Origin of the sequence: Commensalibacter melissae (assembly GCF_009734185.1) — a bacterium.
Taxonomy (GTDB): Bacteria; Pseudomonadota; Alphaproteobacteria; order Acetobacterales; family Acetobacteraceae; genus Commensalibacter; species Commensalibacter melissae.
The window spans coordinates 566,331-581,838 of record NZ_CP046393.1; the positions used below are offsets into that span (position 1 = coordinate 566,331).

Here is a 15,508-nt window from a genome sequence, read left to right on the forward strand (position 1 = left end):
AATGGTGGATGATAATCATAAAAATCAATTGCCAGGAAATGTGAATTCTGAAAATAACAATGAAAAATCTAATATTTCTAATGAATTGACAGATACTACTGAAAAAAAAATAAAAAAAACTTCAGAAAAAAAAGATGTTTCATTGAATGATGAACAGTCAAGTATACCAGAAGGATATTTGCCTGCAGCAGATAACACGGCAGAATCTCAAGCTGATATGCCGATAGCTTTACTAGAGTTTACTTCACCTACTGCAGCTATTATCAATATGCCGCCAACAGCTTCTGCCCAGTATATTACTTGGGTTATTGGAGCTTTGGCGCTTTTTTCCATTATCGCGTTATGTGTATTTCCACTTGACAAAGTAGTTTCAGCTCAAGGTCGACTGGTTTCAGTGGATCCACCTTTGTTAATTCAACCAATGGAAGAGAGCATTATTAAATCAATTGATGTTAAAGAGGGGGATTTTGTAACGAAAGGACAGGTTTTGGCTCATTTGGATCCGACAATTCAACAGGCCGATATTGATAATCTACGTTTACAAGTTGAAAGTGGACAGGCTGAGTTTGATCGATTGCAGGCCGAAGCTTCTAATAAAAATTATACAGTGGACCCATCAAATCCTTATTCGGTAGAACAGGGGAATAGTTTTATAAAAAGAAAACTTGAGTATGATGCGAAAGTTGATGGTTTCAACCAGAAAATCAACGAACAATCGTTTCAACTTAAAAACTTTCTTGCAACTACTGCTGTATTGAAAGGGAGATTGCAAGTTGCATCTGATATTCATTTGATGCGGAAAAAATTGCAGGAACAACAAGTGGGAAGTCGCTTATCAACTTTAGGTTCGCAAGATACTTTAATGGATGTTGAGGATAAATTAATAACGGCACAACAATCAGCGAATGCTACGCAAAAGAAAATAGCATCTTTATTAGCTGATAAACAGGCTTACATTGAAAGTTGGAAGGGTGAAGTTTATAAGAATCTAACTTTAATTCAAAGGCAATTGGCAAAAGATAAGGGAGAGTATGAAAAGGCGAAACTTCGTCGTAAAAAAGTCTTGATGAGGGCCGAACAGGATGCAATTGTACTATCAATTTCAAAAGGTTCTGTTGGTTCTATACTAAATTCTGGAATGCCGTTTATGACTCTAGTACCTGTTGGTACAGGTTTGGAAGTTGAAGCTGCTGTACAAGATGCGGATGTTGGATATATGAAGTTGGGTGATAAAGCGATTATAAAATTTGATACTTTTCCCTATACACAATATGGTGGAGCGGAAGCAGTTGTAACAAATGTTAGTGCCGATGTCTTTCAGCCTGGTGATACAGGTCAGGATATGAGTAATCGTCGGGGTGCAGCACCTTTACAATTTCGAGAAAAACCTTTTTATCGTGTAAGATTGAAAATCAATAAATACACTTTGCACAGTATACCGAATTTTTTTCATCCAACCCCTGGACTTACTGTTACAGCTGATGTTCATGTTGGTAAAAGGACAGCGGCTCAGTATTTAATGAATGGTATTGTACCTAAGTTAACAGAAGGGATGCGTGATCCACAGTAATGTAAAACATAAGGTGAAATTGAATTGGAAAATTTATAATGCGTGTTTTTTTTAATCCCTTGAATAAAGTCAAAAAAAAGAAAATTCAAAAATTTTTGAATAAGGGGAAAAAACATTATGAAAGAAAAGAATATGTTTCAGCATATAATTGTTTTTCACAGGGCGCATCTTTAAAATCCCCTGAAGCTCAATATTACCTGGCTTTATGTTATTTAAATGGACATGGAGTTGCTTTTAGTCTGCAAGAAGCATCTTTATGGTTTGAAAGTGCAGCATCAGCTGGCTATAATGACGCTGAATATATGCTTGCATTATTATATATGCGTGGACTTCCCGAACTTAATGCAGTAACTGGACATGATATATTTACCCTAAAACAGGCTAAAGTTTCCGATGACTTAAAAACCGATTATGAAAAAGCTCGTTATTGGGCTCAAAAAGTAGCTGAAAATGGGTCTGCTGATGGTCAGGCCCTCTATGCTTATCTCTTATCAGAAATCACATCTGAACAAAATCAATTTGATGAAATAATAAAATGGTATGATAAGTCAATTTCCCAAGGTTCACCGCAAGGTTATATGGGGAAAGGGTTGTTTTTATTAAAAATTAGCAAAACCCAGGATGATTTTTCCAAAGCGGCTGCATTATTGCAAGTTGCAGCTGAAAATGGACTTGGTACGGCGATTTATACCTTGGCTATTATGTATGAAACTGGAAAAGGGGTTGAAATTAATCATGAATATGCTGTTCAGTTGTATAAACAGGCTGCGGAATTGGGTATCCGACAGGCTCAAGCATTATATGGCATTGCCTTACGAAAAGGAAACGGGGTTGAGCGGAATTTCATTGAAGCTGAAACTTGGTTAAGACGTGCTGCCGTAGGTGGGGATGTAGAGGCTGCTTCGGTATTGGCCGATATGTTGGCATCAGGTAATAAGGATATACCACCTAATTATACTGAAGCTATAAAATGGTATCAGTTTGCGTTTTTAGAAAAACAGCATGTTGGTGCCGCTTTTGCCTTGGGATATTTATATTTTAATGGTTTAGGAGTTGTTAAGGCTGTAGATAAGGCAATTGATCTTTATAAATTTGCTGCGGATAGAGGATATTTGCCAGCGTTAGATATTCTTGCCGAAATCGCTCTTACAAATTCTCAATATATTTCTGTAGAAGAAGTCGTCGATAATTATTTGCGTCCCCAAGCGGAAAAAGGCAACAAGAAAATTATGTTAAAATTAGCGATGGCATTGACAAACAATAAAAATTCTGAAGTTGATTTAAACAAAGAAAAAGAAGCAAAAAAGTGGTTGCAAATCTGTTGTGATGAAGATGCAGAAGCTCAATATTGGTATGGGCGCATGTTGTTGCAGGGAATTGCTGGGGAAAAAAATCTTAAAGAAGCTTGTAAATGGATCAAGTCTTCAGCGGAGCATGGGATAGTCAAAGCGCAATTATTATGGGCTTCCCTTTTGTCGGAAGGGAAAACGGAAGATGGAAAAATTCATATTCAGGAAGCTTTAGAATTTTTTAAAAAGGCTGCTGAAAAAGGTGATGCATCGGGCATGTTTTCATTGGGTGCAATTTATGGGGGTGGAAATCATTTAAGAGAAAATAGGCAGGAAGCTCAAAAATGGTTTGAAAAAGCTGCTGAATTGGGTCATTCAAAAGCTCAGCTGATGTTGGGACGTTATTTATATGACGGTTTAGCGGGAAATAAAGATATAGCTAAAGCGCGTTATTGGTTTGAAAAAGCAAAAGATAATGGGGAAAAAGAAGCAGGGTTGGTATTGAATGTACTAAATGAGGAAATAAATCAGCAAGATTTGAAACCTGTTAAAAATAAACAAGTGGAAGTGGCTCCTGGTTTGTTTATATTTCAAGACACATAGCTAATTTATATTTAATTGCTTAATTGTGAGGCGTTGTGTCAGGAAAAAATAAAGCACAATTAGTGGTTTACGCTAGAAAAAAAGCAGAAGGGCTCGAAAAACTAAGAAAGAATGCACAGATTGCATATTCAAAAGCCCAAGAAGCTAAGCAAAATGGACAAATTGAGATTGCACTTCAATGGATGTGTAGAGCGCATCATTTAACACGAGGCAATCCGAATATTATCTTTGATTTGGCAGTTTTAAATCTAAAAACTGGTAATTTAGAGGATGCCCATGATTTATTGCAGCCTTTATTGAAGCAATATGATTTCTATGAAGGCTGGATAGCACAAGCAGTTATTTATTCTTCTCGCAAATCCTCAAAACAATTAATTGAAATTTTGAATTATTTTCTTTCTCATTACAGTCCATCCCCGGAAACATGGTTATTGACTATTAATCTCTTGAAACAGGTTTCAAATATTGTCGGCTGTTGTTGTATCAAGGGGTCATTAAATGAAATATGGATAGATTCATTTAATGATTATCAAGTCAGTATATATTTGGATAATCAATTATTTATTAAAACAAATCAGACAAAAATTATTCTGCCCTCAGGATGGCAGAAAAAATATAAAAAATTGCGTATTGAACAAGATGGTGTTCCTTTTGTAGGCAGTCCTGTTGATTTGGAGTCAATTAATCTAACAATTGGGTTTGTAGAAGTTAAGAATGAAACATTAATCGGGTGGGTTTGGTGTCCAGCCGAGCCCAGTCGAATACCTTTGATCACTATAAAAGATTATAAGGGAAAGATTTATCATCAATTTCGACCCAAGGATGATATTGAGGTTGTTACTCTTGAAACACCTTTGTTACAGGCAAAATCTTTTAGAATTTCCATTCATGATTTTTCTGCTGGAATGTATTCTGTTCAAGATGAGTTTTTGCGTCATTTAATTGGTAGTCCTTTGGATCCTAGCTTGGAATTCAGGGCAAAAACTTTTTTAATTCATATGCAAACCCCTGCATACCATAAGAAAAATATTAAAATTTCAAATGTAGCTCATTTTTTTCCTGTTCAAGCAGTATATAAAGGATATGACCCAGTAATACTTAAAAAATCATCAGAGGGCATAGTTATTGTCATACCTGTTTATAAGGGAAAACAGATAACATTGGATGCACTTCAGAGCGTATTGAATAGTGTACCGGAAAATGTAAAGATTCAATTGGTTAATGATGCTTCTCCTGATAAGGAACTGGTTGTTTCATTAAAGGAATTCATAGATGACCAGCAAGTTTTTTGCATTAATCATAAGGTAAATAAGGGTTTTCCCACTGCTGTTAACAGTGGTATGAAGGCTTGGCCTGGATACGATATTATCTTGTTAAATAGTGATACCTTGGTAGGAGGGAAATGGACCGAAACGCTTTGTCGGGCCGCTTATCAGGAAGAAAATATTGGAACGGTAACTCCTTTTTCAAATGATGCGGGTATTTATTCTTATCCTTATCACGATAAGAAGAATTTGATGCCTGATAATCAAACAATTTTTCATTTTTCAAAAATATTTAAAAAAATAAACGAGCATCAATTAATAGAGATACCTACGGCACATGGTTTTTGCATGTTTATCCGACATGACTGTCTGGCGCAAACAGGATTGTTTCGTGAGGATTTATTTGCCCAGGGATATGGTGAGGAAAATGATTTTTGCATGCGTGCACGGCATTTAGGTTGGAAACATGTTTTGGCAGCTGATTGTTTTATAGGACATAAAGGGGGTGTTTCATTTGCATATGCAAAAAAACTATTAGGGAAAAGAAATACGGAAATTCTCAATCGGCTTTATCCAGGATATGATGAAATGGTACAGGATTTCATACGTGATGATCCGTTATTGCCATTCCGTCGAAATATTGATCTATATAGAATTCAAATCCTGCTTGATGCTCAAAAGAAACGTCATGAGAAGTATCAATTTGTTTTACTGGTCACGCATCAATTTGGTGGAGGGGTGGAAAGGGCGGTTCAAGAAAGAACAGATATTTTACGTTCCCAAGGTTTTATTCCAGTATTGATCAGACCGACAATTTTGGGAGATGGCTGTCAGATTGAAATTCAATTCAAATCAAAAAGAAATTTGGAAAAAGAAATAAACCTGATTTTTCCCAATCTAATTTTTTATTTTCCTCATGAATTAGAAAAATGCCTAAATTTTCTACAATTTCTTTCTGTAGATTCGTGTGAAATACATCATTTGAAAAAACATCATAAATTGATGACAGATTTATTACTTAAAATAAATAAACCTTATGATGTATATATTCATGACTATCTGATTTTTTGTCCGAGAACCGTTTTGTTAAATGAAACCATGCATTATTGTGGAGATCCGAATGATTTGCAGATTTGTCAAAATTGTGTAAATAGTTTGTGGAAGGAAGAAGAAAGCCCTAATTTCATTGATATGGAAAAATGGTGGCATGATTCATGGAAGGAATTAAAACAGGCAAGGGCTGTTTATGTGCCTTCTAATGATGCATTTAAACGTGTTTCAAAACATTTTCCAGAATTGGGACAGTTGGCGTTAAAATTTCTCGAAGACGATCGTCCTGATCTCACTATGAAACAATTAACATTCTTTTCTCAAAAACCCTGCCAGTTGAATGGAAAGATCAAAGTTAGAGATAATAGTTCAAACCGTTTCCGTATTTGCTTAATAGGTGCGATTGGAGTGGAAAAAGGGTTTGATGTCATTCTTGCCTTACTTCAAGATGCTGATAAGCGTGATTTGCCGATTGAGTTTGTATTAGTTGGTCGTTCCGTGGATGATGATTTGCTAATGCGTTCCGGTCGCATATTTGTAACAGGAGAATATAAGGAGGAAGAGGCAGTTTCCATGGTGCGGGAACAAGAGGCTGATCTTGCATTTTTCCCGTCAATTTGTCCGGAAACCTGGTGTTATTCACTAAGCATTGCTTGGCGGGCTGGATTGAGGACAATAAGTTACGATATTGGTGCTATTGCTGAAAGAATTAAGCGAACTGGACGAGGAAATGTCATTTCGTTAAATTTATCTATTGCCAAACAGAATGATTTTTTATTAAAAGAATGTAAATATGTTGGTCATTAAATAAAAATTAAAATTTGTTTTGAGAAATTATTAATTTTTTATTAGTTTTAATAAAATATTATTTAGTTATTTTAACTTTGCTATACTTAGCCATCTTTTAAAAAGGAAATATATTAATGTCAAAGTCTGATGATCAATCAAATAATAATCAGTATCAACAACGAATTATTGATTTAAATGTAAATGGTCATTTAATGAGTTTGGACACTGGATTATATTGTATTTATCATGTTGCCAATCAAATTCCAGCTGATGAATTTGGTTTGCCTGGCCTGCGTATTTCTGTTCCTCCCTTCAAACAGAACGCTACAGTTGAGATCAAGACTTTTGAAAATGATGGGTGGCTAGGCGCTGAAAAAAATGCTGTTCTAGTACGTATTTCGGGAGATGCTGGTTTGGTTCTTGTAACAGTTTATCGGAATCCATCAAATAATTATCCCGCACCTCAATTACAGGTTATTCGACTTAATGATGCTTCTGAAAATGATAATTCAAATAATTTGACAAATGGATTGGGCAATCAAAATTCAGGTATCAATGAAAAAATAGCCAGACAGTCAAAGCGTGCGGTCGCTCAACAACAGAATGAAATTGAAAAAGAAGGTAAAATGCGTGTTGTCGCCCATGTTCAACGTCTTGGTGACGTTAGTGTCGAACTTGGAGATTGGATTGGTATTCCAGACAGTAAAACATGGATTGAAGGATTCGGTTTATCATTAGATGATCGTATACAGCCAGAAGATATTGAATATCAGGCTGTATTGGGAAAAGGGTGGTTTTCTCCCTGGTATAAGGGTAATGAATTTTGTGGAAGTAGAGGAATGTCACTTCCTTTGTGCGGCTTGCGTGTTAGATTGAATGGTGATGCCGCGAAAAAATATACCTTATCCGTGAAAGCAACCTTTATAGATGGAACTAAATTAGGTCCTGTCGATGATGATACCATTCTTTCATCGGAAACAATTGCGCCTCTAGAGGCATTTAGCCTGGATTTGATTGATCATGACAAGGGAAAAAATAGCAAGGAAGTCCCTGAAACTCATGTTAGTTCCAGCAATGTAAAGGGTATAAAACCAAGAACTAATATCAAGGTTAAAAATGCTAAACATAAATCTTCATCTAATCAGAAAAAAACTGAAAGCTGATTTTAACCAATATTGATTACCAAAATTAATTATGTTTAATTAATAATTATTGAATTAGCTCGTTAAAATTGTGAAATATTTATTCATACATCAAAATTTCCCCGGTCAGTATTTACATATAATAAAATATCTTGCGGGAAAGCCTGATAATGAAATTGTTTTTGTCAGTCAAGTGACGAGACGAACAATTGGGGGAATTCGGAATGTCTTTTACGGTAAAATTGATTCCGTAAATGAATTGCACTCTTCCTTGAACGAATTGCATCAGGCCGTTAAAAGAGGAGAGGAAGTTTACCAAACTCTTAAAAAATTAAAACAGCTAGGTTTTGTCCCTGATATCATTATTGGTCATCAGGGATGGGGGGAGATGTTGAATGTTCAGGATATTTATCCTGATGTTCCAATATTGAAATATTGTGAGTTCTATTATCATTCAGATGGATTGGATGTTAAATTTGATCCGGAATTTTTATCTGATGAACTGCTTCCGTCACGGGTCAGAATCAAGAATACCATTAATTTAATCTCTGCGAATAATCCAGGTTGGGGACAGACCCCTACGTTGTTTCAGTGGAAAACCTATCCTGAATGGGCGCGTGGACAAATTACAGTGTTGAGAGAAGGGGTTGATTTAAAGATTTGCAGTCCTGATGCAGATATATATAATCATACAATGAAATTCGAGGATTTCATCATCCACCCCAAAGATAAATTGGTCACCTATGTTGCCCGTGGATTGGAACCCTATCGAGGGTTTCATATTCTTATGCGCTCCTTACCCAAAATTTTAAAAGAACGTCCAGACGCAAAAATCGTTATAGTTGGTGGGGATCAAGTCAGTTATGGTGCTGCGCTTCCCGGTAAATTGACCTGGAAACACTATTTTCTTCAACAGTTGGGTAATCAACTGGATCCCACTAGAATTTATTTTGCCGGGCTTTTGTCTTATCCCGTTTTTTGCAAACTTTTAAAACGGTCAGATGCGCATGTGTATATGACCTATCCTTTTGTTTTATCGTGGTCTTTACGAGAAGCGATGGCGATGGGTTGTCCGATTATTGCAAGTGATACTGACCCAGTCAAAGAATTTATTGTTCATCAGAAAACTGGAATTCTGACACCTTTTTTTGATAAAGAAAAACTTGCTGATAATGTTTTGGAGGTTCTAGAAAATAAGGATCTTTCAAGTAAAATCAGACATTTTTCTCGGGAAGAGGCTGAACGATCTCTTTCAATGGATATTTATTTAAATAATTATAATACATTAATCGATGATCTTATAAATCATCGAACGCCAGATCTAAGTCTGGGTAAATCTCCTGCCATGATTGGAGAGGAGCTGTAGATCATATCCATAAAAGAGAATTTAAATACTTTAAATTATTGTATATTACAATTTTTTTTAAATTAAGTTATATTAAAATTGTATTTTATTGAAAAATACTGATATATACGTTTTTTGCCAAATTCTCTGATTTATAATAAGGAAAAACCTTATGGATTTTGATCGCATCAGCCGTCGTAAATTTACGCGTTCCTTTCTAATGGCTTCTGGTGCCGCTTTTATCGCCGGTCGTTGTGGAAATCAGGCATTCGCTGAAGAGCAATCTCAAACTGGGGATAGTCATTTTCCTGATTTGGGAACAATGCAAAAACTTCAGGGGGCTGCAAGAAAAATAACACTTGCTTGGAGTGCGGATTCAATATGTACGGTTGCCTTTCCAGTTGCACAAGCTAAGGGTTTTTTTAGTAAATATAATCTGGATGTAAATTTTATTGATTTTGCAGGATCTGTCGACCAAATGCTGGAAACAATGTCGACAGGTAAGGCTGATGGTGCGTCAGGTATGGCCCTGCGTTGGTTGAAACCTTTACAGCAGGGATTTGATGTTAAACTTGTTGCGGGGTTACATTCTGGCTGTTTGCATTTATTGGCTTCTGGTACAAGTTCCATAAAGAATCTAGCAGATCTGAAAGGTAAGACAATTGGTGTTGGAGATATTGGTGGACCAGCAAAAAATTTTTTCAGTATGCGTTTCAGGGAAATCGGGATAGATCCTGAAAAAGACGTAAATTGGCGTCAGTTTCCATCTGACATTCTACCTTTGGCTATAAAACGTCAGGCGATCCAGGCTGCAGGACTGGATGATCCCTTGGCTTATTTACTTAAGCAGGAACATCATCTTGTCACTATAGATTCCAATATGTCAGGTGAATGGGCAAAAATCGCCTGCTGTGTTGTCGGTTTAAGAGGGTCATTGATAAGAAAAGATCCATTGGTAGGTAAGGCACTTACTCAGGCAATTCTGGAAGCAGGTCAATGGGTGCATCATAATAAGGAAGAGGCGGCTGAAATTTTTAAACCCTATGCGCCCAAGGCAACTGTTGGGCAGTTAACTGAAATTCTTGAATCAGAAGGAACTCATCAACAGGTTATTGGCAGCAATCTCCGGCAAAATGTATCTTTTTATGCACAGCAATTAAAACAAATAGGTGTTTTTCCTCTTTCTCTCGATATAAATGCGTATGCCGATAAAGTTACCGAGGACATTTTTGCTTTATGATTCAAAAAGTAAAAATAGTATATTGGTCGCAATTGGCAGCTTTTATAATGTGGTTTGGGACTGCTTTTCTTACCTATTTTATCAAAAATGCTGATGATTTTCCCAGAACAACTGAATTTACCTGTCTATGTATCATTATAGCAGTTTTTTGTGTAGTAACGCTTCCATTTAATAAAGTTAGATATTATGGACCATGGTTGCTGGCTCTGGCTCTTATTACAGGAGGATGGGAAATTGTACAGGCAAAGTGGTTATTACTGCCGCGTCCTTTTTTTGGTGCACCACAGGAATTGTTGGATGTATTCATAACAGATTGGTATCGTCTACTGGATTCCCTGTTACATTCCCTAACGTTGCTGTTGGGTGGATATATTTTTGGTTGTCTTATTGGCTTTTTAATCGGAATAGGAATGGGATGGTCTTTACGTTTTGGTTATTGGGCCCATCCTGTATTGAGGTTTTTTGGACCTTTGCCACCTGTAGCTTTTTTACCTTTACTTTTTGCTGTTATACCATCCAGTTGGTTGGCGGGTGAACTGTTAATGGCATTTGCCGCCGCTTTTCCTGTTGCAGTATTGACATGGTCAGGAATTGCAGGGGTCAATCCGGGATATTATGATGTTGCCCGAACGATGGGGGCAAGCTCATCCTTCTTGATTCGTCATGTTGCCATTCCTGCAGCTTTACCTTTTGTTTTTGTAGGGATGTTCATGGCTTTGGGTTCCTGTTTCTATATGCTTGTCGTAGCGGAAATGCTGGGGGTTAAAGCAGGTCTCGGGTTCTATATGCAATGGGCGCAGGGATGGGCTGCCTATCCAAATATGTATGCGGCTTTAATCATCATGGCGGTAATGTGCACAAGCTTCATGACCCTACTTTTTAAAATTAGGAATCGTTTACTGCGTTGGCAAAAAGAAAGTATTAAATGGTAGGAATGTATGGCGGAAAAACAAAGGATTGACATCACACATTTAAGCCATGGTTATAGTCTGGATAATGATGATTTGCCGGTATTGGATGATATTAATCTGACAATTGAACCACAGGAATTTGTTGTCATACTGGGCCCATCAGGATGTGGTAAATCAACATTGTTACGAATGATAGCGGGGCTTGAGCAACCTTTGAATGGATCGATTCAGGCAAATGGACAGGAAATTTCTGAGGCAGATCCATCAAGAGTGGTTGTTTTTCAGGATCCGACCCTATATCCATGGTTGACAGTTTGGGATAATGTCAATTTGGGTTTCAAAATCCGTAAGGAAAAGAACGATCATGCCGTTCAACTGATGCTTGAACTGATCGGGTTGAATAGTTTTAAAAATGCCTACCCTCGACAATTATCGGGTGGCATGGCACAAAGGGTGGCGTTGGCCAGAGCCTTGGTTAATGATCCAGGCATTCTTATTTTGGATGAACCATTGGGAAAATTGGACAGCCTGACTCGCATTACAATGCAAAAAGAGTTGGTTCATTTATGGCAACAAAGAAAATTCACGGCAATTATGGTAACCCATGATATTGAGGAGGCATTGTTACTGGCAACGCGCATCATTGTCATGCGGCATCGTCCAGCGCATATCATAGGTGAATTTCGGCTCAATATGGATTATCCAAGGCATAGAGACTCGGAAGAACTGATTAAAATTCGTAAAGATATTTTTCATCTTTTGGGTCATCAATCTGATTGGTAATGGATTAAAAATATAATTTATATTACATAATTTCATATTAATCACTTGATATAGTATGATATTGAAAAAAAACATACTAAATATAGACATTACTATAGAAAAACAATTGACATACTTGGTGGAATTAATATAAAAAAGAGTGATAAATGTTAAATTAATATTAAGACTGCCCGTCACGTATTAATTTTTAACATTTATTAATTATTTATCACTCTTTATAAGAAGGTTATATGTCATTATCATAATGTTAAAGTTATACAACCATTGTTCCTATTTTGCATTATTTAGACCCATTGTAAAGAGTGATTTGAAAATAATTATTTTTTTTAATTTTTTGCAAATGGAGTAAATAATGCAAAAAAATGATAAAAATCAATTGAGATTTAGTCTTTCAATTCCATCTCATGCTGGAAAAGTTAATAAAATCACAGAAAAATATCGATCTCATACAAGTTTGTCTCATGATCAATATATTCATGCTCGACGTTTGAGATTACCACCGTTTTGCTTGGAGTTTGAAAAAATATCTCAAAAACTTAATGTTCCTCTGGATCAAATTAAAATTGCCTTAAGAGGTATAAGAACAAGAAATAAAGATCCTAAACGTGGCATGTTAAATTGTGATAGACGTTCAAGAGAAATAATTTTGGCGATGGCTAAAAAATTTAATGAACCAGTTTACAAGGTTATACAACGTTTATTGATAGAATCTGCATGGGATAAAAAAATTACTAATTAATTTTTACTAGATAACTTATCAAATCTACGTTTTACTATTAAAGAGCGGCAATAATATTATTGCCCTCTTTATAGCATTTATTTTTTATACTTTTTAATTGCGGTTTCAATTAATTCACAAGCTTTTGCCTTATTGTCCCAGCCTTGGATTTTAACCCATTTACCCTTTTCCAAATCTTTATAATGGGTAAAGAAATGTTCGATTTCTTGGCGGGTAATTTCTGGAAGCTCTGAAACTTCATGAATTTTCGAGTATAGAGGATAGATTTTATCGTGTGGAACACAGATCACTTTTTCATCCATGCCTGATTCATCCTCCATTTTTAAAACACCGATTGGACGGGCACGAATAACACAACCTGGAACCACCGCTTCCGGAATCAAAACCAGCATGTCAATAGGGTCACCATCAGCTGCAAGGGTGTTGGGAATAAATCCATAAGCAGCAGGATAAGCCATGGGGGTAAAGACAATACGGTCAACAAAAACAGCACCGCTTTCTTTGTCAACTTCATACTTTACTTTTGAACCCTTGGGAATTTCAATAACAACATTAATATCATTAGGCACGTCTTTGCCCGGTGCAATCTTAGAAAGATCCATAATTATGTTCCATTATTATTTAAAACAGAAATACTAGCGAATTGCCGTTGATTTATCAATATTGAAACGGGTTAAATTGCTAAACAGGGATGACCTGATAGTCATATCTGGACTTGATCCTAACATTTTGGAAAAATTATAAAAATATATCCCAAAACTTTTGATGATATCAGGATTATGGATAAATGAAATTGAATGGAATGGGTAATAATCAAAGTTTTTTCGGATAAACGTAAAGAAAACGCTTGCAAAAATGATTGTTTTGCGGCAAATATGAGCTGCGTCAACGCGCCTGTAGCTCAATTGGTTAGAGCCGACCGCTCATAACGGCCTGGTTGCAGGTTCGAGTCCTGCCAGGCGCAGACGCTTTTTATCCAGCCTGAGGGCAATAAAAGATAACGGTGATTGTCTCAGGTTCTTCCCCCTAAATATTTAATACTAGATAGATGATATAAGGAGCTTCTTAACGATGGCTGGGCCTCAATATGTATACGTGATGAAAGATTTGACAAAGGCTTATCCCGGTGGTCGTGAAGTGTTTAAAGGCATAACTTTGTCTTTTCTGCCTGGGGTAAAGATTGGTGTTCTTGGGGTCAATGGTGCGGGTAAATCAACTCTATTACGCATTATGGCAGGAAAGGATAAGGAATTTGGCGGGGAAGCCTGGGCAGCTGATGGAATCAGGGTTGGATATTTAGAACAAGAACCGCAGCTGGATGAAACTAAAACGGTTGGTGAAAATGTTGCCGAAGGTTTTGGCCCTTTAAAAAAGGCCGTTGATCGGTTTAACGAAATTTCAATGAAATTTGCCGAGCCGATGGATGATGACACCATGAATGCCTTGTTGGCAGAACAGGCTGATCTGCAAGAAAAAATTGATGCCGGTAATGGTTGGGAACTTGATCGTCAAATTGAAATTGCCCTTGATGCGTTACGTTGTCCACCAGCTGATGCAAGAGTCGATAAATTATCAGGAGGTGAGCGACGTCGTGTCGCCCTGTGTCGTCTGTTGCTGGAAAAACCGGATATTCTTTTATTGGATGAGCCGACAAATCATCTTGATGCGGAAAGTGTTGCATGGTTAGAACAGACATTACGGGAATATGCTGGTACCGTTATTCTGATTACCCATGATCGATACTTCCTGGATAACGTTACGAACTGGATTTTGGAAATTGAGCGTGGCCGTGGTTATCCATTCGAGGGTAATTATTCTTCATGGCTTGAACAAAAGCGCAAACGTCTGGCTCAGGAAGAAAAAGAGGAAAGTGCACGTCAACGGGCCCTGGCGGCAGAACAGCAATGGATCAATTCCTCACCAAAGGCACGTCAGGCGAAAAGCCAGGCCCGTATTGCAAAATATGAGGAAATGCTTTCTCAAAGCCAGGAAAAGGCAACAGGTGTTGCGGATATTTATATTTCTCCTGGCCCCCGTTTAGGTAATGTTGTTATTGAAGCGTATAATCTCAGCAAAGGATTTGGTGACCGTTTACTAATTGATAAATTAAACTTCAAATTGCCTCCTGGAGGGATTGTAGGAGTAATCGGTCCAAATGGTGCGGGTAAATCAACCTTGTTTAAAATGATTATAGGTGCTGATAAACCTGATGAAGGTGAGATACGTATTGGTGATACGGTAAAGTTGGGATATGTTGACCAGTCCCGTCATGAATTGGATCCTAATAAAACCGTATGGGAAGAAATTTCCGGTGGGACGGATGTCCTTTATCTGGGTAAGCGGGCAATTCCTTCGAGAGCCTATGTTGGAACATTTAATTTCAAGGGCTCGGATCAGCAGAAAAAGGTTGGTGTTCTATCCGGTGGTGAACGAAACCGCGTTCATCTTGCCAAAATGTTAAAACAGGAAAGCAATGTAATCCTGCTGGATGAACCAACCAATGATCTTGATCTCGACACTTTGCGTGTTCTTGAAGAGGCTTTGGAGGAATTCCCCGGTTGCGCTGTAGTCATCAGCCATGACCGATGGTTTCTGGATCGTCTTGCAACTCATATCCTTGCATTTGAAGGGGATAGCCATGTCGAATGGTTTGAAGGCAATTTTGAAGCGTATGAAGAGGATAAGCGACGGCGTCTGGGCCCTGATGCAACAGAACCTAGTCGTATCAAATATCGTCCAATTTCACGATAATTTCGGTTATTATTGATTTAAATTGAAAAAG

Annotated in this window: 11 protein-coding genes and 1 tRNA gene; 11 read left to right on the forward strand and 1 reads right to left on the reverse strand. The window is 37.2% G+C overall.

Annotation, left to right across the window (positions count from 1 at the left end; translation table 11 throughout):
• The first annotated feature begins 1 nt into the window (after position 1).
• The 9 genes from GN303_RS02540 (at position 2) to GN303_RS02580 (ending at position 12,726) form a co-directional block, all read left to right on the forward strand.
• Positions 2-1,570, forward strand: a complete 1,569-nt coding sequence (locus GN303_RS02540) for an HlyD family type I secretion periplasmic adaptor subunit (protein ID WP_110438679.1) — start codon at positions 2-4, stop codon at positions 1,568-1,570.
• Positions 1,571-1,608: 38 nt separating this feature from the next.
• Positions 1,609-3,462 carry an SEL1-like repeat protein gene (locus tag GN303_RS02545; RefSeq protein WP_110438680.1) on the forward strand — a complete coding sequence of 618 codons (1,854 nt, stop codon included), beginning with the start codon at positions 1,609-1,611 and terminating at the stop codon, positions 3,460-3,462.
• Between the two features lie 35 nt (positions 3,463-3,497).
• On the forward strand, positions 3,498-6,584 hold the full coding sequence (locus tag GN303_RS02550; protein WP_146206658.1) for a glycosyltransferase: 3,087 nt from the start codon (positions 3,498-3,500) through the stop codon (positions 6,582-6,584).
• 116 nt (positions 6,585-6,700) lie between these two features.
• On the forward strand, positions 6,701-7,729 hold the full coding sequence (locus tag GN303_RS02555) for a hypothetical protein (RefSeq protein ID WP_110438682.1): 1,029 nt from the start codon (positions 6,701-6,703) through the stop codon (positions 7,727-7,729).
• A 70-nt stretch (positions 7,730-7,799) separates the two neighbouring features.
• Complete coding sequence (locus GN303_RS02560; RefSeq protein ID WP_110438683.1) at positions 7,800-9,074, forward strand: glycosyltransferase; 1,275 nt, start codon at positions 7,800-7,802, stop codon at positions 9,072-9,074.
• Between the two features lie 151 nt (positions 9,075-9,225).
• Complete coding sequence (locus GN303_RS02565) at positions 9,226-10,293, forward strand: ABC transporter substrate-binding protein (protein ID WP_110438684.1); 1,068 nt, start codon at positions 9,226-9,228, stop codon at positions 10,291-10,293.
• A complete protein-coding gene (locus GN303_RS02570) occupies positions 10,290-11,225 on the forward strand; it encodes an ABC transporter permease (RefSeq protein ID WP_110438685.1) in 936 nt (311 codons plus the stop codon). The genes GN303_RS02565 and GN303_RS02570 overlap by 4 nt, the downstream gene beginning before the upstream one ends.
• 6 nt (positions 11,226-11,231) lie before the next feature.
• Positions 11,232-11,987 carry an ABC transporter ATP-binding protein gene (locus GN303_RS02575; protein WP_110438686.1) on the forward strand — a complete coding sequence of 252 codons (756 nt, stop codon included), beginning with the start codon at positions 11,232-11,234 and terminating at the stop codon, positions 11,985-11,987.
• 352 nt (positions 11,988-12,339) lie between these two features.
• Entirely contained in the window at positions 12,340-12,726 is a 387-nt protein-coding gene (locus GN303_RS02580) for a hypothetical protein (protein WP_110438687.1), read from the forward strand.
• A gap of 77 nt (positions 12,727-12,803) precedes the next feature.
• Here the strand turns inward: GN303_RS02580 and ppa are convergent, their stop codons facing one another.
• Positions 12,804-13,328: an inorganic diphosphatase gene (ppa, locus tag GN303_RS02585; protein ID WP_110438688.1), complete on the reverse strand. Its 525-nt coding sequence runs from the start codon at positions 13,326-13,328 to the stop codon at positions 12,804-12,806.
• A gap of 288 nt (positions 13,329-13,616) precedes the next feature.
• Between ppa and GN303_RS02590 the strand changes: the two genes are divergently transcribed.
• Together GN303_RS02590 and ettA are read left to right on the forward strand one after the other, a co-directional pair.
• Positions 13,617-13,690 (forward strand) — tRNA-Ile (locus tag GN303_RS02590).
• 107 nt (positions 13,691-13,797) lie between these two features.
• On the forward strand, positions 13,798-15,477 hold the full coding sequence (gene ettA / locus GN303_RS02595; protein ID WP_110438689.1) for an energy-dependent translational throttle protein EttA: 1,680 nt from the start codon (positions 13,798-13,800) through the stop codon (positions 15,475-15,477).
• Positions 15,478-15,508: the final 31 nt, after the last annotated feature.